Raw genomic sequence first — 22,389 nt, 5'->3', positions numbered from 1 at the left:
CAAGGCAGACAATCCCGCGCAATCGACAAACAGGATTCACAGGAGCAGTCATGCAAAACGTCCATCCCCTCATCCTGTGCGGCGGCATCGGCACACGCCTTTGGCCCCTTTCCCGCACCGAGCACCCGAAACAGTTTCAGCGTATCGACGGCAACTCGGAGACCACCTTTTTTCATGCAACGGTTGAACGCCACCGCATGCCGGGCTTTGCAGACCCCATCGTCGCCGTCAGCAGTTCGCATGTCGCTACTGTCTTGCGCCAGCTGAACGACCTGAATTGCCCGGCCCGCATCATCGCCGAGCCAATCTCCCGAAACACCGGACCCGCAGTCCTTGCCACAGCACTCGATCTTGCGGAAACCGATCCGGCAGCGCTGATTTGTGTCATCCCGTCGGATCACATCGTCAAGGGTGACCTGACGGCAAATGTTCTGGCTGCCCGCGCAGCCGCCGAAAGCGGTCACATTGTCCTGTTCGGTGTGCCGCCGGAATATCCGGAAACCGGCTATGGCTACATCGTCGATGGCGGGGCACTGGATACGCTCGACTGCGCCCGCAAGGTTGCAAGCTTCATTGAAAAGCCCCCGGTTGAAATTGCAACATCACTGATCAAGGCCGGCAATGCCTATTGGGCGTCTGGCATCAGCCTGTTCCGCGCCGATGTGCTGATCTCCGAATTCCAGCGCCTGGATCCCATCACCTATGAAGCGGTCAGCAACGCCATCAAGCTTGGCCTGCAGACCGAACATGCCCTCTATCTGAATGCTGAAGCACTGTTCTCTGCAGCCAACCTCCCGACCGAATCCATCGTCTTCGAGCATTCGCCCCGCACTGTGATCGCGCCGCTGCACGTGGCGTGGAGCGATGTCGGCGCCTGGAATGCGCTTCATCACATCGCGGAAAAGGACGAAGACGGCAACGTGTTGAGCGGTGACGTCATCAGCATCGACACCTGCAACTCCTACATCCGCTCGACAAACAAGCTCGTGGCAGTGATCGGCATGCAGGACGTGGTCGTCGTCGACACCGACGATGCCCTGCTGATCACCACCCGCGACCAGGCACAACAGGTGAAGCAGATCGTGAAAAAGCTCGAAACCATCAAACGTCGTGAACTGGCCGAGCATGCCCGCAACCAGATGGCCTGGGGCGAGATCCGCCGCGTGCAGAGTGGCCCAGGCTATGAATTGCGCATGATGACATTGCGAGCTGGCGGCATGCTGCCGATGCTGGAGGATCTGGCCTCTCACCGAATGCTGACGGTGACAAATGGCTCCGGTCTGCTCAAGAACGGCGCCATAACCCGCCACCTTCACGTCGGCGATACGTTCGAAGTGCCCCCGGGTGAATCCACGGTGATTTTTTGCGGACCGGAAGCCGAGATGCAACTCGTCGAGGTCGTCTGCGAAGTGGTTACGGCGAAACTGGAACCCCAGGCCGGCAGCCGCCAGCTCGTGAACAGCTGAGGACGGTTCCATGCGAAGAAGCGCCTCACTTCTGCTTGCTGGACTGCTCGCCTCGACGGCGTTCGGCGCGGTTGCCGAAAACCTCGATCATGCGGCTCTTGCCAAGCTGACCCGACAGATCAACCAGGTCACCGACCGGGCAGGTGCTGGCGACGCGACACTCGAGAGCGTGGAACCGCTCCTGACGGAACGATTGCATGGTATAGCAGCCACCGCGCCACTTCAGGTACCGGCTTTCGCAGCGATCGAAGGCAAGGGCGGCCTACACACGATCCCAGTGGACTTCATGCTGGCACAAATGCGGCTTCAGACCGGCGCGCGGTTCAACGCCAACATCGACAAGGCGTTCACCGATGCCAACACTCCCGCCTTGTTCATCCGCGGCGGAACCATCACGCTGAAGGAACTCGCAGCGGCCGCAGCGACCCAGTTTCCCGATGCGGTCGAAAAGAACGGTGAAACATGGACCGCCAAATGGCCGATCGTCATTTGGTCGGACTCCGGACTGGTGCTCGAAGAGGGTGACCGACTTGAACTATCGACGCGCGCAGGCGCCTTTGTCCTGAACGCTGGCCTGCTCCAGGTGAACAACGGATCAATATCCGGCTCCTCCGGGGTTAATGACGGCCTGCCTGAATTCAAGCCATTCATCGTCACAGCGATGAGTGGCGCCTTGCAGGCGAGACAGGCCGAGTTCAGCAATCTTGGCTTTCCCGGCTCCGGTTCGACCAGTGGGATCTCGATCATTGGTGCGGCGCTCCTGCCTGCCAAGATCCGATCCTTCTTCGTCGAAAGCGCCTTCGACAGGGTCAGCGGTGTCAATCTGCTCGACACCCACAATGTGCTGATCGCCCAAAATCGGTTTCGCGATGCAGACGGGCCAGCGATCGCCATGAAGGGCGTCAACCGTGCACGCATCCTGTCCAACATCGTGACGGGGTCGCGACAGGCTCAGGGTATCAACATCCAGAACCGCAGCTCGGATATCGAGATCGCCCACAACCTCGTGCTCGGCAATCGCGGCAGCGGCATTTTCCTGGCCAACGGTGTTCGTGACATCAAGGTTTCGGCCAATCTGCTCTCGGGCAATGGCCGTGGCGGCATTTCGGTCGTGCGTGGCACCTGTGTCGAGCTGATCGACAACATGGTTGTCAGCAATCGCCAGGTCGGCATCAAGGTTCGCGCCAGCGATCAGCTGGCGCTGTCGCAAAACCAGCTGATCAGCAATTCTGGACCCGGCATCTCGGTAACCGAGCAGGGTCCCAAAGCCGCACTCACCATCGACGACAACCATTTTATCGCCAACAGATCCGGCCTGCACGGCAGCTCGGCGAGCGAAGTAGCATTGACCGGCAATGATTTCGCCGGCCAGTCACCCATCCTGCTTGACGGTGAATTTGCCAGCTACGTGCCGCAACTTCTGCGCATCTCGTCCACAGACGCTGCTGCCCAACCCTTCATAATCCACGCCAATGAACAGTCGTCCGCGCGGACGGACTGCCAGTCAGGGAGTTAAAACCGATGGTCTTTTCATCCGAGACATTCCTGTTCCTGTTTTTACCGCTCTTCCTGGTGGCCTACTACCTGACACCGGATCGGCTGCGCTCATGGACGATCCTGATCGGCTCCTACATCTTCTATTGCTGGTGGCGCGCCGACTTCCTGCTGCTGTTTATCGCCGTCACCGCCTGGGCCTATGGCTGCGGATTGCTGATTGCCAGGTGGGAGGGAGAAGCGAGAGCCCGGACAACCATGGTTATCGGTATCATCGGATGCCTGATCGTGCTCGGCATCTTCAAGTATCTCAATTTCTTCATGGACAGTTTTGCCGCCCTCATCGGCACCACGCCGGAGAACCTCGGCTATCACTGGCAGCTGATCCTGCCGATCGGCGTTTCCTTCTATGTCTTCCACGCCATCGGCTACATCGTCGACGTCTTCCGCAAGGACACCCCAGCGACCCGCAGCTTCGTCGATTTCGCCGCCTTCATGGCCCTCTTCCCACACATGATCGCCGGCCCGGTCCTGCGATTCCGTGACCTGACCGACCAGTTCATCAAGCGCGAACACAGCCTGCCGATCTTCACCTCCGGCCTTTACATCTTCACCATCGGCCTGTCGAAGAAAGTTCTGATCGCCGATACCGTCGCCCCGATTGCCGACCAGACATTTGCCATGGCCAATCCGACGATGGTGGAATCCTGGCTCGGCGCCATTGCCTACATGCTCCAGCTCTATTTCGACTTCTCCGGCTATTCGGACATGGCGATCGGCCTTGCGCTGATGATGGGCTTCCGCTTCAAGCAGAATTTCAACACCCCGTATCTCAGCCTGTCGATCACAGAGTTCTGGCAGCGCTGGCACATCAGCCTGTCCACCTGGCTGCGCGACTACCTCTACATCCCGCTTGGCGGCAATCGCAAAGGCTCTGCCCGCACCTACATCAATCTGTTCCTCGTCATGCTGCTCGGCGGCCTGTGGCATGGCGCGGCCTGGACCTATGTCCTATGGGGCGCCTGGCACGGCGCATGGCTTGCCTGCGAACGCTACACCGGCTGGGCCAGGAACGTCCCGAGCCGCGCCATCGCCCTGCCCGTCACCCTCGTTCTCGTGCTGATCGGCTGGGTCATGTTCCGGGCTGCCGATGTTGGCGACGCCTTCACTGTCTACGGCGGCATGATCGGCCTCAACGGCGTGAACCCGAGCATCGAGTTCCTTGCCAATGTCACGCGGGAAAACCTGCTCTTCCTCGCACTCGCCATCGGTGCAGTCTTCGCCGAACCCTATTTCAAGAAGCTGACCGATGCCGAAAACGGGATCGAAGCGCATGGCTTCTCGGTCTCTCCGAATGGGACCGCCGTTGCCATTCCCTCGCTCGCCTATCCGATTGCCATGAGCCTTCTTCTCGTCGTGACCGTGGCACGCCTGTCGGAACAGTCGGTTTCGCCCTTCCTCTACTTCCAGTTCTGACAGGAGATAAGACATGGCCAGCATTCGCCAGCACACCGCGACACTGCTTCTTCCGACCGTCTTCTTCGGTTATGCAATCTATGCCAACTCGTCGATGATCTTCGCCGCTGCAGGCAGCAAGGCCGAGGCCGCCCAGGTCAACGACCTGTCGCTCTCCTACGTCATCGACGGTGAAGCCACCCGCGATCTCGATGCGCTCTACAAGAGTGAACTGCCGCACCGCGATGCCGCTGTCGGCGTTATCGGCAACGCCCGCTATGCGCTGCTCGGCTCCGGCCGCAAAGGCGTGATCGTCGGTGACGACGGCTGGTTCTTCACCGGCGAGGAATTCAAACGCGTCAAATCGACGGAGATCGAGGCGGCGGTCAGCCAGATTGGCGAAGTGCGCAAGAAACTGGCCGACGCCGGCATCGAACTTGTCATCGTACCGCTGCCGGCGAAGTCCGACATCTATACCGAGCACCTGCCGGAGATGATGCGCAACGACGCCATGGTGACAGCCTACGCCGACTTCTCGACCGCTCTCACGCAGGCCGGCATGACGGTTGTCGATACACGCACCGCCATGCTCGCAGCCAAGCCGCAGGACGAGATGTTCCTGAAATCCGACACCCACTGGACACCGGCAGGTGCCAAGGTGACGGCGGAAGCGGTACAAAGCACATTCCAGCAACGCGGCATCCTGCTCACCGCCGAGCAGGTCACGGCCACTTGGCAAGCCCCGGTCGAAGTCTGGGGCGACCTGACCAAATACATCACCTCCCCCGACTATGCTCCGCGCGTCGGCCTGAAGCCCGAAAGTATTCCGATCTATCGAACCTCGGTAGCGCCAGCGGAAGGAGGCGGGGACATATTCGGTGGCGACGCATCCATCCCTGTCATGCTGGTCGGAACCAGCTACAGCGCCAATGAAAACTGGTCCTTCGCCGATTTCCTCCGCCAGGCACTGTCTTCCGATGTCGTCAATGTCGCCAAGGAAGGCCTTGGCCCAGGCGTGCCGATGATGGACCTGCTCGAGGGCCAGGTGCTCGCCGAGACGCCACCAAGCGTGATCGTCTGGGAATTCCCGGTCCGTTATCTCGGCACGGACACCTTGTGGAAGCGCAAGAGCAATTCCGGCACAGGCGGACATCACGGCCCGGTTGGAGAAAGCAATGTCTAAGTATCTGTACCCGCTCGCGGTCCTCGTCTTGTGTGCCGGCACGTTTGCGGCCCAGCCGAGTGTCGCTCGCGTCAAGCCGTTCTTCCCGCGGCCGAAGGCGGAAGAGACGGTGGTCGTACCCAAACCGGCCCCGACCGGACCTGCGTCGAAACTGCCCCTCGAATTACAAGCTGTCCGCAAGGACCTGCTCGCCGACAAGCCCATCAGCTATCGGCAACTGCAGGCCCTCGCCGATGCCGGTGACGGCATCGGTGCCTTCAGACTTGCCGAACGGATCGTCAAGGAGAGTGATCCCAAATTCACGACGGATGCCCTGCACTATTTCACCATCGCCGCCTTCGAAGGACGCGGCTATGCGGTGCGCCACATCCTCGATTTGCTGGGAAGACCAGACGTACAATTCCGGCCCGCCCATCTGAAAAGTGCTGAAGCCGTCCTGCGCGCCCAGGCGAAAAAAGGCAATGAAAAGGCTGTGGACGGGCTTGTTAGCTTCTACAGTCAAGGCCGCCCTTTCGGCGAAAAGCGCGACGAACTTGAGGCACTGCTCTCGTCCGGGCCGGGCGAAAAGAATGGCCAAACGGCGTTCAAGCTCGCCGTGCTGCTGCTTTCCAACAGGGAACGCACACCCGAACAGATGGAACAGGCAGGCCGCTATCTGGCCATCGCCCAAAACAGCGGCAGCATCGGCATCAAGGCCGCCGCCGGCAACATACTGGCAACGCTGAAGAACCCACCCTCAGAAGAACATGCGGAGGTACAACCATGACCACCCGACAACATTGCGGCTATCTGGCTGGCGTGCTCGCCACACTCACTTTGTCCAGCGCCTCCGCTGCTTGGGCAGAGACCGGCGAAGAGCCATCATCCGCCTACGGTTGCCGCAATCTGGAGGAAATTTCAGATCTGCAGATGATCGAAGGCAAGGACGGCATGTTCTTCCGTATTCTGGCGGATCTTCGCCTTCAACACGCATTCACTGACCAGACCGCTGACAACTTGGCGGCCATGGCAAAGGCGCTCGAGCAGAAGGGGACGACACTGATTTACGTGCCTCTGCCGACGAAATCGCAGGTTCTGCCCGAACTCGTGCCGGCCAAGGCTTCTCTCTATGGCTTTGACGCCGATATCGCGATGCAGATCTACAGCGATATCATTCGCCGCCTGAGCGACAGGGATGTGGCGGCGGTCGATATCGCATCGCCGATGCGCGAGAACAACATCAACAGCTTCGGCGAACACTCGTTCTTTCAGTCAGACTTCCACTGGACAGCCCATGGTGCAAGCGTAGCTGCCAAAGCGATCGCCGAACGCATGAAGCAATTGCCCGCCTATGCCGATGTGACGCCAGTGCAGTTCGCCATGGAAGAGGTCAAGCCGGATCCCGAGTATTCAAGCATGCGCGAGCTTCTGCAGAAGCACTGCGTCTCGAATGTCCCAAAGGTAACGGCGCATGCATACCGCGCGGTACGCAACGAAGAAGCCGCCACCGACGGTGCTTCCGTGGACATTTTCGGCAGCGGTGAAGAAGCCACAATAGCACTGATCGGTACCAGTTATTCCGACAAGCCGATCAGCAATTTCTCCGGCTATCTGGAACACTGGACCCAAATCCCGGTGGACAATTATTCGATCTCGGGAGGCAACCAGTTCGGCTCGATCCTGTCCTACATCACGTCGCGGGAATTCCAGGAACAGCGACCACGCTTCCTGATCTGGGAAAACCCGATCTACAACAATCTCGGCCAGTTCGGCGCGGCCCCGTGGAAAGAAATCATTGCGGCATCCCTTGGCGAATGCAGCCCGCCGCTGACGATCGCATCGGTCGATGGCAAGACCGTCGAAGCAGATCTTGCCCAGGTCAAGCTGAGTGAAAATGAGGTTCTGCTGGCCGACATCGGCTCAGACACCAGCCGCAATGTTACCTTCAAGTTCACCGGCGCCGACGGCCAGACACGCACCCGCGCCATGGATCGCGGCGACCGTCTGCGCTCCACCGGTCGCTATTACTTCTCGCTGGGCGGATTTCCTGCCGGATCGTTCAGCAAGGTCGCCGTCTCGTTCGATGCTCCTGTCGGCGAAGACACCTCCCTCTCTGTCTGCAAGACGAAACTCGGAGAAGAGTCATGATGACGAAAACCCGCTTCAATCTCACTTTGGTATCAATGGCAACAACGCTTGCTTTCGCTCTGCCATCCCTGGCCGACGACGGTGGTCTGTATGAAAAGCCGATCGATCCGAATTCGGCCTTCGTCAGGGTCATTGCACCTGGCTCATCGATTGCCTCGGTCAAGAACAGTTCGTTCAGCCAGCTGAACGATGGCGTCTCGCCGTATGTCGCGGTAGCACCCGGCGACATCGCGGTGTCATCCAGCTTCCGCCAGGCAAGCGTGGAAGCGGCAGCCGGAAAATTCTACTCGGCCGTCATCACCCAGGATGGTGTCGTCACGGTCGAAGACGACATGACGAAGAATCCTTCCAAGGCAACGTTGACCCTCTACAACCTTACGGAAAAGGCAGCGCTCGATCTCTTCGTTCCCAAAGCCGGATCCGACGCCGTCTCGGATGTCGACAGCGGTGCATCGAAGTCGGTTGCCTTGCGAGCCCCGCTGAAAGTCGACCTCGTGGTCCGTGATGGCGAAAAGGAAATCGCCAAGATCGACGCTGTCGAATTCAAGCGGCTTGCCGGTGTGACAATCGTGGTCACCGGCACGGGCGACAACGTCACGGCAGTCGCCGTCCCTAGCACTATTGCGCGTTAATTCCTGAAATAGGCCCGGAGGTTTATCATGACGATTGGAAAACTGGTTAAATCGCTGCTCATGGCAGGTGTGATGACGGTTGCCACCGGAACTCCGGGAAGAAGCGAGCCGATCGATGTCCGGTTCTTGCCACCGGACATCGACGTCCCCAAATCGGCAGTCTGCACGCCGCGTATCCGCGACGAAGACATGATCGTTGATTGGACCGCTTGGGATCGCAAGGCCCTGCCCAAGCGCGAAACCTATTCCATCACGCGTGATATGAACCGTTTGCGCGATATCGACGCCCGACGTTTCGAGCCGATCCTCACCCGCATGCAGCAGCTTTTGCCAACCATTAAGCGGGACTACAGCGACAAGGACGCGCTTTTCGACACGGTTAAACTGATGCTGGCCATGGGCGAAGGTGAAACGGTTCGGGAACAAGGGCTTGTCAGCAAGCTTCTGGAAAACAAAGAGCACCCTGCCGGATCGCTGAATACGCTTGCTGACTACCTTATCGACGGCAAGGGTATCGAAACCGATCGGACCAGAGGCCTCGAACTCAAGGTCCAGGCGGCTTATGGCGGAAACGCAGATGCCATCCTCGACCTCGCTCGCATGACCAAAAACGGCGAAAAGATCGCCAAATGGGAAATCGAACCGGAACTGGCCGTCAACATGGCCTTCGGTTCGCTGGTCGGTGTGCTCGACGAGGGCATTTGCGACCGTATCGGCCGCGTTGCGCGTGAATACGATGGTGGCGAGATCGTCAAGAGTGACCCGAATGTCAGCCTTGCCTGGTACAGGTTTGCAGCCGACCTCGGCGATACATCCGCCGCCTGGGAAGTCGCCGAATACAATCTGCTCAGCGAAAAGATCGTCAAGGACAATGATGTTCTCGTGAAATATCTGACGATGGCAGCAGACGGTGGCAACATGGCCGCGATCCTGGAACTCGGCCGGCTCTATGCCGATGGTGCAATCGTCGAGCGTGATCGGGAAAAAGCGCTTCATTACTACGGCATTGCCGAGAAAGCCGGCAATCAGGCGGGCCTGGTCAAGCAGGCCCAACTCTTTGAGCAAACCAAGGATACCTCGGCGCCAGACATGGCGTCCTACGAGAAGACCTTCCGCCAGCTGATCGCCCGTGGCAACCCGCCGCCTTGGGCCTTCACTCGCCTTGCACGCCTGATTCAGAACCGGGAGGGGGTCTGGCAATCCGCGGAAAAAGTGAAACCTTTGCTGGAAGAGGCCGTGAAGCGCGGTGATATCGAAGGTGGCATCGATCTGGCCGAGTTGCTGGTGCGCGAACAGCCGAATGCTGCGACCTTGGCGCGCTCGACCGACCTCTTGAGCCAGGCGATCCAGAGCAATGGTGAAATCAATGCCATTGCCAAATTGCGGCGCATCTATCTGTGCATCGATCCCAAGGGTCCTGATCTGCAGGCCGCCGCCTACTGGTCCGACATCGAAGCGGGTGCCGGCAACAAGACGCTCAATCTCGAGGCTGAACAGATTGATCACCTGCCGGAATTGAAAGACCCGCTCGTCATCGCGGCAATCCAGACTCAGGCACTCTACGGTCGAGTCAGCGCCCTGGCGCTGTACCAACGTTATCTGAAAAGTGCCGGCTATTCGGATCAGGTCCTGAAATTCTGGGAGGCTCGCGCCGAGGTGCGTCGCGGCGCAACCGTCGAGGCCATATTGCTGGACTTCAAGCAGAACGTCGAGAAAGGTCGGATGACCGAAGCCAAGCAGAGCATCCGGCTGACCAGCGAAGCGATGAGCGTCGACGCCGGTTTGAGCTTTGCACGCTTCCTCATCGAAAACTACGCCAGCGACCGCGACAGTGTGCAGCTCGCCAAGGAGATACTCAAGCCATTGGCGGAAAGCGGCTACGGCCGTGCCGTTCGGCTTCTGGAAGAACTGGATGGCGAAGGCCTCAACCCACTTTCCTCAACAGTCAGCTACTACGGCGACGTGATGAAACAGAAGGGAGATATGGCCGCCCAGTTGCTGCTTGCCGAGAATGCCGAGGACAACGCGACGCGCGAGCTCTTCTATCAGCGTGCCATCGGCTCGCAACGCTGCGACTACGATGACTCGATGTCGCTCGCCGAATTCGCCATGCGCCACAACCGCGAAGATGCCGAGCGCTGGCTTGCAATCGCATCCCATATCGCAACCGATGATGCCTGGCGCAAGGTCAAGATCGCCGACATGTACATGGAGCTCAACACGCCCGACACCAACAAGACGGCGCTCGATCTTTACGCCGAGGCACGCAGCGGCGGCGAACCGGCGGCCTTCTACCGTCTGGTGAAATACTATGCCAACAATGCCGGTGATGCTTACGACCCGAAGGCGGCAAGCGACATCTTCGTTGACCTCGTTCAGCGCTCAGACCTAGACAGCATGCCCGAAAAACTCCTCATGTTGGCCAACATGAAGCCTGAAATCAGGCGTCAAGTGAACCTCAGGATCAATGTAAGGGATCTCTACCAGCGTTCTGCCGACACCGGACAGCCGGTCGCCATGCGCGAACTGGGCAAGCTCCTGCGCAATGATCCGAAGGAAAGTCGGGCAATCATCGATGCATTTGCCTGGCTGAAGAAGGCGGCCGAAGCGGGCGATGCCGAAGCCATGTATCTGCTGTCGCAGTCCTATGCCTACGGCACGGGAACCAAGCCCGCGCTTGATGCCGCCCAATACTGGATGGCGAAGTCGGCCGAGGCTGGCTATCCCGAAGCCACCCATGTCTTGATGCTGACCAAAGCTGGAACGGAGGGCTGACCCTTTGACCGATTTCACCACTTCACGGAAATACGACATTGCCGCCGTATCACTGCTCGCACTGATAGCACTGGGTGGCAATGCATCCATTGCGAATGCGGCAGAGGAAACTTGCTTCTCGATACCCACACCAGTGATCAGCCTCGGTTTCGGCAGTCGCTATGAGGCCAACTCCAAAACCCGATCCGATCTGGACGATGATTCCGACGCTGCTGTGACCAAGGCTTTGAAGCCGATCGATCTGTTTATTCAGAACCTGGCCAAACAGGTGACCAAGGCGGGCAAGGAAACCGATGCGGCCACCCGGACGGAATACCAGCGCTGCGTCATCAATGCCGTGTACCAATGGGCCTCGGCAAACGCACTCAGCGATATGAAGACGGACAATGCCAAACTCTCCGTCCCCTCCCGTGTCGGCGGCATCGCCATCGCCTATGCAGAGAGCCGTAACCAGGTCAGCGGTGTGGCCGACAGACAGCGGGTCATCGAGAAATGGCTGCTGGAACGGGCTCGCGCCACGGTCGACTTCTTCGACAATGACGCAACGAAGGGGGCGGCCCGCAACAACCTGCGCGCCTGGGCAAGCCTTGCGGTTGGCGAGGTCGGCATCCTCAACGAAGACAAACCGCTGACCGACTGGGCCATTCTCAGCAACCGGACAATGATTGCCGGTGCCTCGACCGATGGCAGCCTGCCTCTCGAGATGAACCGGCAACAATATGCACTGCACTACCAGCTGCATGCCATGTCGCCGCTGGTCACGTCGATCGCACGGCTTTGCTCTGCGGGCTATGGAAAGGGTGGGGCCGATCTGGCGAAACTGGCAACCATGGCGAATTTCTCGCTCAATGGGGTGAAGGATCCAACCATCGTTCAGAAAATCACCGGCATCAAGCAGACGGTGAAGCCTGGCTTGAAGGACAACACATCGTCGCTCGGATGGCTCGAACCCTATGTCGCGTTGAGCAATGACAAGAAGATGGAAAGCGAGTTCGCCGACCTGCGGCCGCTGTCGAACTCCAAGCTCGGCGGCGATGTCACGGCGTTGTATGGAAACAAGCGAACAAGCTGTGTCATAACAGCGATCCGCTGAAGGAGAACGGCTTACTCGGAAACGAGACGGATCTTGTGGCCGATCAGCGGAGCAACCTGTTTGATCGGTTGCGGGCCACGGTCGTCGTTCCACTCTCCAACTTCCATGGAGACGAGCGAACGCACGGCATCGATCGAGAAATCACGACCATGCGTGCCCGCAAGCGCCTCCTGCAGACGGCCAATCAGATCTTCGGCATTAGTATGAGTAGAATGCGTCACCTTCCCCGTTCCTCCGAAAATATCATGCGCCAAAGATGAGTGTTTTTCTAGCATCCAGAAGCCAACAATGGCCCTGAACACTTAAAAAAGTCGCAATTCCTTGTGGATGGCGCGGGACCGGTGGCACCATGTTTGCCAACATGGCAAACAAAACCCAAACAGTGGCGCGCAATCTCTGCGCACCGCGTCAACTTGGAACAGGTGAAAAATGAAAGTGGGCGGATTAAGCCGCCATGCCCCAGCCGGAAGGGTCGTCATCGCCGAACATGCGCTCAAGGCTGAGGAAGCAGATCATGCTTTTGTCATGCGCGATGATACCATCCGAGAAGGCTGAACTCGGGCCTGTGGCCGCCGGAAGCGGCTGGAGCGTGCTGCCGGCAACGGTGAGGATATCCGATACGCCATCGACCAGCAGTCCGACGGTCATGCCGTTGACTTCGGTCACGACTACCGCACTCCGCTCGGTCGCCTGTGCGGCCGGCATACCGAGCTTTACCGCCAGATCGACGATCGGGATCACGGTGCCGCGCAGGTTCATCACCCCAAGCACTTCATAGGGCGAATGCGGAATGGGTGTGACAGGAGCCCAGCCACGGATTTCGCGGATGGACGTCGTCTTCACGCAGAACTCCTGTTCGTGCAGGCGAAACGCGATGATTTCCAACGAGTCGGCGGCATTCGAGTTTGAAGTCAAGTTCATTTGCATGTCCTCCCAAGGTGCTGCCGACGTGCAGCCGCAACCAAAATGCCAGCTTGCTTGTCCGCTCCCGAGCCAACACCGTCTCCGCCGCCTGTGACAGAGATCCCTTGTTCGGAAGAAACCGCAAAACGAATCGGTCTATTAGGATTAGTAAATGATAATTCCATTGATAAGCCATTAATGCCGGCGGCGAATAACCCAGCCAATGGCAATCCGGCGCCTCTAAGCCGCTCGCAACTCCAGATTTAGCGCACTATTGACGAGATCCCGCCATTCGCGACCCTCGGCCAGTCGCCGTGGCAACAAACCGGGTAGAGCAAAGAAGCTCGCGGATGGATCGGCGGGATCCACAGCACCGGAGGCTTGCCGCAATTCCGGAGCCCGCGGATCCTCGATCTGCGGGTTCTGCATGACGTAGGCAATCCAGAGCGCTGTTGCCTCGGCAAAGACAGCTGCATCACGCCCCGCTGCCAGGTCATCGACTGCCGCTGCAAAAATACGCTGCGGCAGCTTCTGGCTCCCATCCATCGCAATCTGTTTCGTGCGGTGAGCAATTGTCGGGTTGGAAAACCGCTCGATTAACTGCTCCCGGTACTTATCAAGATCGATGCCCGGCACCGGATCCAGCGTCAGTGCTGCTGCTGCCATATGCCGGCGCACGCGCTCGGCATAGTCCGGCACCGCCATGACATCCTTGACATATTCAAGACCCTTGAGCTGACCGAGGTAGGCAATCATCGAATGCGGACCGTTCAGCATCCGGAGTTTCATCTTCTCATACGGCTCGACATCGGCGACGAACAAAGCGCCCGCACGCTCCCATTCAGGCCGACCGGAAACGAAGCGATCCTCGATCACCCATTGCATGAAGGGTTCGGTATCCAGTGCCAGCCTGTCTTCAACCCCGAGCAGATCGGCCGCGCGGCGTCGGGTTTCATCCGTTGCCGCAGGAACGATACGGTCCACCATCGTGCAAGGAAACGCACCTTCCGCAGCGATCCAGCCGGCAAGCGCCGGATCGTGGGCCTGTGCCATTTCCAGCACCAGGCGTTCGACCACCCGACCATTGGTCGGCAGGTTGTCGCAGCACAATACGGTGAACGGCTGCACACCTGCCCGCTTGCGCCGCGCAAGCCCTTCCACCAGGAAACCGATCACACCAACGGGTGCACCAGGCGTCACAAGATCTGCGGCAATGGCTGGATGACGACGATCAAGCCCTCCCGATGCGGGATCGAAACCGTAGGCCTTTTCCGTGACCGTCAACGAAACGATGCGGATTGCCGGATCGGCGAGCAGGACCAGCAGGCCGTCGCGATCGTTTGCAGCCGAAATACCGCCAACGACCGAGCCGACGACGCGCGGTTCGGCCCCCGATGCATCGCGCGAAATCACTGAAAAAAGATGATCCTGTGCCTTCAAATCGCGGATCGGCTCAAACGAGCGCAGGCTCACGCCGACAATACCCCAGTCGCCGAACGAGGCTGCAAGCGCGCTGTCCGTGTAGACCGCCTGATGCGCCCGATGAAAGGCGCCAAAGCCAATATGGACGATACCGGGTTTGAGCTTGGCGCGATCGTAACCCGGCGTGAAAACCTCGCCAGCCAATGCGGAAGATGAAGACAGCAGCATGATCAGGACAATCCGTAAGTGAGATGTGACAAAGCGCGCTCAATGCCGCGCAGTTCGGCGAGGCCTTTCAAGCGTCCGATTGCCGGATAGCCGGGCTGGGCGCCACGCGTCAGGTCATCGAGGATTTCCTGCCCGTGGTCAGGTCGCATCGGGATCTGGTAATCCGGGCGACCTTCGGCCTTGCGTCGCTTTTCTTCCGCAACAAGTCCGGCAATCACCGCGACCATATCGGTGTCCCCTTCGAGATGTTCATCCTCGTAGAACGAACAGGGCGTGCGATCCTCCTCGCGCCGGACATTGCGCAGATGGACAAAATGGATACGGGGTGCAAACCGGCGCACCATGGCCGGCAGGTCATTGGCAGCGAGCGCCCCGAGCGAACCTGTGCAGAAAGTCATGCCACTGGCAGGACGGTCGACCGCCTTGAACATATCGGCGTAATCGTCGGCAGTCGACAGAACGCGCGGAAGACCTAGCAGCGCCCATGGTGGATCGTCCGGATGGGCGCAGATATTGATCCCGACCTCTTCGGCAACGGGAGTGACCTCCGCGAGAAAATCGACGAGATGTCGCTTCAGCCTGTCGCGATCGATGCCGGCATAGGTCGCGAGATGCGCGCGAAGCTGCGGCAGGCTGTAGCCGTCGGCCGAACCGGGAAGCCCTGCGCCGACATTGCGGGAAAGGCCGAGCTTGCGTTCGTCGGTCATCCCGCGGAAACGCTGCAAGGCCTGCTCACGGGTTTCCGGATCATAGTCGTCTGGTGCCGATGGCCGCTCCAGAAGATGGATATCGAAAGCAACAAAATCGATGCGGTCGAAGCGCATGGCTTTTGCACCGTGTCGTGCCGTCCAGCGCAGGTCGGTGCGGGTCCAGTCGAGCACCGGCATGAAATTATAGCAGACGGTTTTGATGCCGACCGCAGACACCCGCCGCAAGCTCTCCTGCCAGTGGGCGATGTGCTCGCGCCACGGCCCCGTCTGCGTCTTGATACTCTCGGAGACCGGGATGCTTTCCACCACATCCCATTGCAGCCCGCCCGCCGCAATTTCGGCCTTGCGCTTGGCGATCTCCTCGACCGGCCAGACCTCCCCTGTCGGAATGTGATGCAGAGCGCTGACGATACCAAGCGCTCCGGCCTGCGCCGCATCCTGCACACTCACCCGGTCGACCGGTCCGAACCAACGCCATGTATGTCGCATGAGAAACCCCTTCAGCGAAGAAAACTGAGCTGCACCTTGCAGGCAGCCGACCGGTCGCCCGCCTGTTCAAAGGCCGCGACCGCCTGATCGATCGGAAAGCTGTGCGAAATGATCGGCCGAACGTCGATCTGTCGGTCGGCAATCAGGCGAACGGCCTCGCCGAATTCCACATCGAAACGCTGCGATCCGACGAGACGAAGTTCCTTGCCGACCAATGCATTGAGCGGAAGCGTTATATCGCCAGTCACGCCGACCTGTATGATCAGGCCGCGCGGCCGTACCGTCGCGATTGCGGTTCTGAGCGCCGGCTCCGCGGCCGAACATTCGAAGACCGCATCGAATTGCCCCTTGTCCGCCTCGTAAGGAGCAAGCGCGCCTGGATCGTGGCGAACATTGATCGTTCTGGTGGCACCCATCGCCTTGGCTCTTTCAAGCGCAGCATCGGCGAGATCGGTAACCACCACCGCGCTAGCACCGGCATGGCGCGCAGCCGCCACGACCAGCGCTCCGATCGGGCCGGCCCCGGTGACAAGGACGGTGCGTCCCGAAAGATCGCCAGCCTGCGCCACCGCATGCAGACAAACTGCAAGCGGCTCGGCGCAGGCGGCTTCTCCGGCTGTGACCAGGGAGCCCGCCGGGAAGCACTGAAGCGACGGAACGATCATCCAGTCGCGAAACATGCCTTGAGCATGCGGAAGACGCATTGCACTGCCCATGAACTGCATGTTGAGGCAATGGATCGATATGCCCTCGCGGCAAAAACGGCAGTGGCCGCAAGGCTGGCTGGGATTGATCGCCACCAGTTCGCCGATTGCCAGCCCCGAAACGCCACTGCCAAGGGCAGCAATATATCCCGACGCTTCATGACCGGGAATGATCGGTTCGCGAACACGCACCGGGCCAAAGCCGCCATCCTGATAGTAATGGAGATCGGAGCCGCAGATGCCGCCAGCCGACATCTTGATCAGGACCTCTCCCTCGCCCGGCTCGCCAACATCGGCCGTTTCAACCTTGAGATCACGTTGGCCATAAAGCCGGGCAAGGCGCGTTTGCATCATTCCATCTCCCTCAGCGGATCAGACCGAGCTTTGTTGGCAGCCAGAGCGTTACGGCCGGAACAAAGGTGATCAGGATGAGAGCGATGAACAGCGGCACGAGCCAGGGCAGGATCGCCATGGTGGTCCGCTCGACCGAAAGCTTGGCGACACGCGAGAGCACGAAGAGCACCATGCCGAGCGGTGGATGCAACAGCCCGATCATCAGGTTCAGGGTCATGATCAGACCGAAATGCACCGGATCAATGTCGAACTGCAACACGATTGGCAGCAGGATCGGCACCAGAATGGTGATCGCGGCGATCGTATCCAGGAAGCAGCCGACAAACAGCATCAGCAGGTTGACCAGGATGAGAAACACCCACTTGTTGTCGGTGATCGACAGCATGGCACCAGACAACATCTGTGCAGCCTGGCTTACCGTGAGCAGCCAGGCGAAGATCGAAGCCGCCGTCACGATGAACAACACCGATGCCGTTGTCTCGATCGTGTCGAAGGTCGCTCGTGACAGCGATTTCAGCGTCATCGTGCGGTAACGCACCAGGCCAAGGAACAGCGACCACAGTACGGCCGCAACCGCCGCTTCCGTTGGCGTGAACCAGCCCATGGTCATGCCGCCGATCAGGATTACCGGCGTCATCAGCGCCATGACGGCCGAAAAGTCGAAATACCAGTCGGCCGCCAGCAGCACGACGAGCGCAACGGCCACCGCGATGTTCATCGACAGACCGGCAAGCATCAGCACATAGATCGACAGCGGCACGGCCAGCACCACCATCACCTCGATCGAGGCCGACAGCAGCCGCTTCATCTCGAAAGGCGTGTCAGCACCCCATCCCCGCCGATAGGCAAAGATCGCCACCGTGATCATCATCAAAAGCGTCATCACGACACCCGGAACGATACCGGCCATGAACAGAGCGCCGATCGAGACATTCGCCATCATGCCGTAAATCACGAAGGGCAGCGACGGCGGAAAGATCGGGCCGAGGGTGGCCGACGCAGCAGTGACGCCGACGGCGACTTCGACCGGATAGCCATGATCCTTCATCGCCTTGATCTCGATCGTGCCAATGCCGGCGGCATCGGCCAGAGCTGTCCCCGACATACCGGAGAAGATCACCGAACCAATGATATTGACCTGCGCCAGGCCGCCTTTCATCCAGCCGACAAGCGCGACTGCGAAGGAGTAGATGCGGCCGGTGACCCCTGCGGAATTCATCAGGTTTCCGGCGAGGATGAAGAAGGGGACGGCGAGCAGCGGAAAGCTCTCGACGCCGGCAATCATCCGCTGCGCGGCGATGATATCGGGCGCGACGTTATAAAAGACGAGATAGAGGACGGAGGCGACAGCCATGGAGATGGAAACCGGCACGCCGACGACCATCAGGACAAGAAAGGAACCAACGAGCAGAAGCATGGATCAATCCTCGATCTTCTGAAATTCTTCCGGCCGCTCGAGCACGGAATACCCGCGCCGCTGATTGGCGATGAATACCTGGATGGAGCGGAACAACATCAGCACGAAGCCGGCCATCACGCTGTAGAAAACGATGTTACGCGGCAGGTTGACGGTGACCATGCGCTCGCCGGCGACAATCGACACGTAGCGCCACATCAGCCAACAGGCGTAGACAAAGAAACCGATCCGCACGAGATCGACAAAGATCGCAAGCGCTCGTGCCACCTTCACCGGAACGTAATGATAGAGCACGTCCACCTGGATATGGCGCGACACACGCACACACATCACTGCCCCGAGAAAGACCACGGCGATCAGGCAATTGATCGCAATTTCTTCCGTCCAGGCGTAGGAATTGTTGAGCACGTAGCGGGTGAAGAATTGCAGGAAGACGCACCCCGCCATGAGCCAGAAAATGGCAAGCGTGACCCAGTCTTCGATAGCGTAATGCGAGATATCGATATCGGGCGCAGCTTCATCGAAGGAATGAGCAAGTTCCTCCGCTGTAATCGGCGTATGGATTTCTTTTGACATGACAGACATCCGCGAAAGAGGAAGAGATGCCGGCTCATCCTTGGAAGAGCCGGCACACGGATCACTTGACGGCGCGGATCGCCTCCCAGTCGGCTTTGACATAGCCGAAGTCTTCCATGGCCGCTTTTTCCATCACGGTCTTTTCGAAGTCGGACTTGTCGACTTCAGCAACATCGATCCCACGTTCCTTGAACGTCGCCACCAACGCCTGCTCGCGCTCGGCAATGATATTGGTGCTGCGTTCGGCCGCCTGCTGCATCACCTCGGTGAAGATCTGCTTGTCGGCATCCGAAAGCTGCGCCCAGAGGCTCTTCGAAATCAGCGTGTTGAGATGATCGACGATGTGGCCGGTGAGCACGATGTGCTTCTGAACTTCGTAGAACTTCTTCGCTTCAATCGTGGTCAGCGGGTTTTCCTGCGCTTCGACCGTGCCGTTCTGCAAGGCAAGATAGACCTCGGCAAACGCGATCGGCGTGGTGTTCGCACCGCAGGAACGCGGCATGGCGAGATAGGCAGGCACGTCCGGCACGCGGATCTTCAGGCCGGCCATGTCGGCGCATTTGGCAATCGGCTTGTTCGAGGTGGTGTGGCGTGTTCCGTAATAGGTAACGGCAACAATGTGGTTGCCGGACGCCTCTTCGTAGCCCTGGGCGAGACGCTTGAACACATCACTCTTGGTATAGGCGATCAGATGTGCCGGATCGCGGAACGTATAGGGATAATAGGTCACGCCGATCGGTGCATATTCGCGCGCCGCAAAGCTCGAACCCGAAATGATGATATCGACCGTGCCGAGTTTCAGGCCCTGGTTGAGGTCGGCTTCCTTGCCGAGCTGTGATGCCGGGAAGACATCGATCTTGTAGCGTCCTTCGGTGCGCTTGCCGATCTCCTCGGCCGCCCAGACGGATTCGGTGTGGAACGGTTCCGACGTCTCGTAGACATGCGCCCACTTCAGCACGGTTTCCGCATGTGCGGTGAAAGCAGTGGCCAGAACGGCGGCGGTCGCGCCCAATAGCATTTTCAGTCTGAACTTCATTTCATTCTCCTCCCAGGTTGAAAGTCAGTGGATCGGCTAGATGCCGCCGGCACGCCTCCATGCGGCCGGTATCGAACCGTCGGTCGTTTCCTCCTCGAAACTTTCCGACAGGCGAAGCTGTGATTGATCAAGATGGGCGCGCATGGCGGCCCGGGCTTCGACAGGATCACCGGCTGCAATCGCATCCCGAATGGCACGATGCTCTTCCATCGCGGCCCGCCAGGTATCGCTATTTTCGAAATAGCTGGCGAGTTTCTCGAAATACGGTGTCATGCGCATATCGTGAATGCTGCCGACGAAACGGTTCAGTGTGGCATTCGCGATGATACCCGAAACGATCACGTGGAAATCGCGATCAAGAGCCAAAGCGAGGCGACGGTCATCGAGAGATGCTGCCATCTGGGCGAGATTGTCGTCGAGCACCAGAATATGCTCGGGCTTGGCCAGCCTTGCGGCTTCCTCCGCCACTGCACATTCGACCACGGCCCGCGCGCGCAGCAATTCGAACGGCCCTTCGAAATCCTCCGGCGGCAAATCGGCAGCCGGCACCTTGCGTGCCGTCACATAGATGCCGGAGCCCATGCGGATATCGATGAAACCCTCGACTTCCAGCACGATCAATGCCTCGCGAATGGTCGGGCGCGAGACGCCGAGCTTTTGCGCCAGATCACGCTCCGCCGGCAGCCTGGATCCGGCCGGCAATTCGCCGCGTTCGATCAGGCCTCGCATCTGGTCCGCCACCTGCCGATACAGGCGGCGCGATTCCACGGCAGAAAAAATCATGGTCTGCTGCGTCCTTCTGGACAGGTGGCCAAGTGGTCATACCAATTTGGTCAGTCGTACACCCGCGACCCGAGAGCTGTCAATCGCATTCCAGTCCAGTGTCCGCACAAATCAGCAACGGCCTATTTGTCGGCCAGCATGGCCACCAGGACATCCGTTTGCGAAATGATTCCGACCAGACGGTTTCCGCCATTGATCACCGGCAGATAGTGCAGTCCCTCCTCGGCAAAAGTGACAATTGCCGCCGATACCGGAGATTGGGGAAGAACCGTACGGACCGGCGTTGTCATGATATCGCGCACCGTGCCGTTTGGTGCGGACGCACCGGAAAGCGCAAGACGCAATCGCCGGCGAAAGCCGATGACCGGCCGCCCCTTGCTCCATTCGGCCTTGTCGAGCAGATCCGTCTGCGTGACTATGCCGATGACTCGGGCATTGTCGTCGGTCACCGGCAAAGCCTTGATGTGGTGACGGCGCAACAGCGTCAAAGCCTCCTGCAAGGAGGCATCAGGTGCAACGGCAATAACGTCGCGCGACATCACCTGCGCACAGACGGTATCGCCGCTGCGCCGCTGGTAGGAGCGGAGTTCCGTGCGCCGAATGATATTTTCGAGATCGTCCCGATCGATATCGAGAAATTCGTCGTATTCCCGCAGCACCGCGTCGAGATCGGCGCGAGTAAAGCCGATGCGCTCGGCCGGCGGCGGATCAGACGTACCGTGTTCGGACACCGTCGGCTTCGGCATATGCGGATAGCGGCGGCCGGTCAGATTGTTGAATGCAAGCGCGAGCAACAGCAAGAGAAGCGAGTTCCCCGCCACCGGCCAGACGACAAATTCGTAACCAATGGCATGCACGAGCGGACCGCCGAGGACCGCCGTCAGGGCAATGGCGCCGCTCGGTGGATGTAGGCAGCGCAGCGCCATCATGGCGGCGATCGCCAGGCCGACGGCCAAGGCCGAGGCAAGATATGGATCCGCCACAAGCTTGACGACCGTGACCCCGATCAGTGCTGACACGACATTGCCACCCATGATCGACCAGGGCTGGGCCAAGGGACTGGATGGCACGGCGAACAACAGCACGGCAGAGGCCCCCATCGGCGCGATCAGCGCCGGCAGACCTGGATTTCCGTCGGCGAACAAATGGCCGAAGAGACCGGTCACCAGGATGCCGATCAAAGCGCCGGCAACCGCCCGCCCCCGCTCCCGGTAGCTGACGGTCGCGGCTTCGGGGATCAATCGGAAGAACCAGTGATGCTGTTGCGTCATGACGTGCCCGGGACAAACGAGAGGAACCGCTGCGCGCTTAGCACAGACATATCCCCACCGTCACCGCCAAAGGCACGCCGACATTGACCCCACACTTGCGGATCGGCACTTGACGTAGCAAGCCTTGTCCTCTTAACCTGAGCGCATTCACCAGGGGGGTCCCGTCAAGGGGCTGAGAGTCTGCTGAGCTTTTTCGAAAGCAGCGCAGTGACCCGTTGAACCTGATCCAGTTCATACTGGCGTAGGGACGGTGCGAGCGCTGCAATGCCAC

The 22,389-nt window shown here is 59.5% G+C and carries 19 protein-coding genes and 1 riboswitch; of the genes, 9 read left to right on the top strand and 10 right to left on the bottom strand.

The annotated features are described in order from the left end of the window. The first annotated feature begins 50 nt into the window (after nucleotides 1-50). Genes GVK95_RS11510 through GVK95_RS11470 form a run of 9 tightly spaced genes read left to right on the top strand, consistent with a single transcriptional unit; the run spans nucleotide 51 to nucleotide 12,225 of the window. Nucleotides 51-1,466 (top strand): sugar phosphate nucleotidyltransferase, encoded by a 1,416-nt coding sequence (locus GVK95_RS11510; RefSeq protein ID WP_159949669.1) that lies wholly within the window; start codon nucleotides 51-53, stop codon nucleotides 1,464-1,466. 10 nt (nucleotides 1,467-1,476) lie between these two features. Further along, nucleotides 1,477-2,982 (top strand): right-handed parallel beta-helix repeat-containing protein, encoded by a 1,506-nt coding sequence (locus tag GVK95_RS11505; RefSeq protein ID WP_159949667.1) that lies wholly within the window; start codon nucleotides 1,477-1,479, stop codon nucleotides 2,980-2,982. A gap of 5 nt (nucleotides 2,983-2,987) precedes the next feature. Next, entirely contained in the window at nucleotides 2,988-4,436 is a 1,449-nt protein-coding gene (locus GVK95_RS11500) for an MBOAT family protein (RefSeq protein ID WP_159949665.1), read from the top strand. A 13-nt stretch (nucleotides 4,437-4,449) separates the two neighbouring features. Beyond that, entirely contained in the window at nucleotides 4,450-5,598 is a 1,149-nt protein-coding gene (locus GVK95_RS11495) for an alginate O-acetyltransferase (protein ID WP_159949663.1), read from the top strand. Beyond that, nucleotides 5,579-6,364, top strand: a complete 786-nt coding sequence (locus GVK95_RS11490) for a hypothetical protein (protein ID WP_244618751.1) — start codon at nucleotides 5,579-5,581, stop codon at nucleotides 6,362-6,364. Before GVK95_RS11495 ends, GVK95_RS11490 begins: the two co-directional genes overlap by 20 nt. Then, a complete protein-coding gene (locus tag GVK95_RS11485; protein WP_159949661.1) occupies nucleotides 6,361-7,725 on the top strand; it encodes an alginate biosynthesis protein in 1,365 nt (454 codons plus the stop codon). The genes GVK95_RS11490 and GVK95_RS11485 overlap by 4 nt, the downstream gene beginning before the upstream one ends. Continuing rightward, complete coding sequence (locus GVK95_RS11480) at nucleotides 7,722-8,357, top strand: alginate O-acetyltransferase AlgF (protein WP_159949659.1); 636 nt, start codon at nucleotides 7,722-7,724, stop codon at nucleotides 8,355-8,357. Before GVK95_RS11485 ends, GVK95_RS11480 begins: the two co-directional genes overlap by 4 nt. 27 nt (nucleotides 8,358-8,384) lie before the next feature. Next, a complete protein-coding gene (locus GVK95_RS11475; protein ID WP_159949657.1) occupies nucleotides 8,385-11,132 on the top strand; it encodes a tetratricopeptide repeat protein in 2,748 nt (915 codons plus the stop codon). 4 nt (nucleotides 11,133-11,136) lie between these two features. Next, nucleotides 11,137-12,225 (top strand): alginate lyase family protein, encoded by a 1,089-nt coding sequence (locus GVK95_RS11470; RefSeq protein WP_159949655.1) that lies wholly within the window; start codon nucleotides 11,137-11,139, stop codon nucleotides 12,223-12,225. A gap of 11 nt (nucleotides 12,226-12,236) precedes the next feature. Here the strand turns inward: GVK95_RS11470 and GVK95_RS11465 are convergent, their stop codons facing one another. The 10 genes from GVK95_RS11465 to GVK95_RS11420 all read right to left on the bottom strand — a co-directional run bounded on the left by GVK95_RS11465 (nucleotide 12,237) and on the right by GVK95_RS11420 (nucleotide 22,118). Further along, complete coding sequence (locus GVK95_RS11465; RefSeq protein WP_159949653.1) at nucleotides 12,237-12,446, bottom strand: hypothetical protein; 210 nt, start codon at nucleotides 12,444-12,446, stop codon at nucleotides 12,237-12,239. Nucleotides 12,447-12,669: 223 nt separating this feature from the next. After that, a complete protein-coding gene (locus GVK95_RS11460) occupies nucleotides 12,670-13,146 on the bottom strand; it encodes a chemotaxis protein CheW (RefSeq protein ID WP_113142433.1) in 477 nt (158 codons plus the stop codon). Between the two features lie 222 nt (nucleotides 13,147-13,368). Next, a complete protein-coding gene (locus GVK95_RS11455) occupies nucleotides 13,369-14,778 on the bottom strand; it encodes a mannitol dehydrogenase family protein (RefSeq protein ID WP_159949651.1) in 1,410 nt (469 codons plus the stop codon). Nucleotides 14,779-14,780: 2 nt separating this feature from the next. Continuing rightward, nucleotides 14,781-15,977: a mannonate dehydratase gene (gene uxuA / locus GVK95_RS11450; RefSeq protein WP_159949649.1), complete on the bottom strand. Its 1,197-nt coding sequence runs from the start codon at nucleotides 15,975-15,977 to the stop codon at nucleotides 14,781-14,783. A gap of 11 nt (nucleotides 15,978-15,988) precedes the next feature. After that, nucleotides 15,989-17,032, bottom strand: coding sequence for an L-idonate 5-dehydrogenase (locus GVK95_RS11445; RefSeq protein ID WP_159950265.1), 1,044 nt, complete (start codon nucleotides 17,030-17,032; stop codon nucleotides 15,989-15,991). 13 nt (nucleotides 17,033-17,045) lie between these two features. Beyond that, nucleotides 17,046-18,452: a TRAP transporter large permease gene (locus GVK95_RS11440; RefSeq protein WP_159949646.1), complete on the bottom strand. Its 1,407-nt coding sequence runs from the start codon at nucleotides 18,450-18,452 to the stop codon at nucleotides 17,046-17,048. A 3-nt stretch (nucleotides 18,453-18,455) separates the two neighbouring features. After that, nucleotides 18,456-19,028, bottom strand: a complete 573-nt coding sequence (locus tag GVK95_RS11435; protein WP_159949644.1) for a TRAP transporter small permease — start codon at nucleotides 19,026-19,028, stop codon at nucleotides 18,456-18,458. 61 nt (nucleotides 19,029-19,089) lie between these two features. Beyond that, on the bottom strand, nucleotides 19,090-20,064 hold the full coding sequence (locus GVK95_RS11430; RefSeq protein WP_159949642.1) for a sialic acid TRAP transporter substrate-binding protein SiaP: 975 nt from the start codon (nucleotides 20,062-20,064) through the stop codon (nucleotides 19,090-19,092). A gap of 36 nt (nucleotides 20,065-20,100) precedes the next feature. Beyond that, nucleotides 20,101-20,847: a FadR/GntR family transcriptional regulator gene (locus GVK95_RS11425; protein WP_159949640.1), complete on the bottom strand. Its 747-nt coding sequence runs from the start codon at nucleotides 20,845-20,847 to the stop codon at nucleotides 20,101-20,103. A 122-nt stretch (nucleotides 20,848-20,969) separates the two neighbouring features. Continuing rightward, the gene (locus GVK95_RS11420; protein WP_159949638.1) at nucleotides 20,970-22,118 is read right to left on the bottom strand and encodes an HPP family protein; all 1,149 of its coding nucleotides are present in this window, start codon (nucleotides 22,116-22,118) and stop codon (nucleotides 20,970-20,972) included. 142 nt (nucleotides 22,119-22,260) lie between these two features. Further along, nucleotides 22,261-22,384: riboswitch (TPP riboswitch) on the top strand. Nucleotides 22,385-22,389: the final 5 nt, after the last annotated feature.

Origin of the sequence: Rhizobium sp. 18065, from assembly GCF_902706095.1 — a bacterium.
Classification (GTDB): Bacteria; Pseudomonadota; Alphaproteobacteria; order Rhizobiales; family Rhizobiaceae; genus Allorhizobium.
Note: the sequence above shows the minus strand (reverse complement) of the source record. Positions and strands in the feature narration are given on the sequence as shown.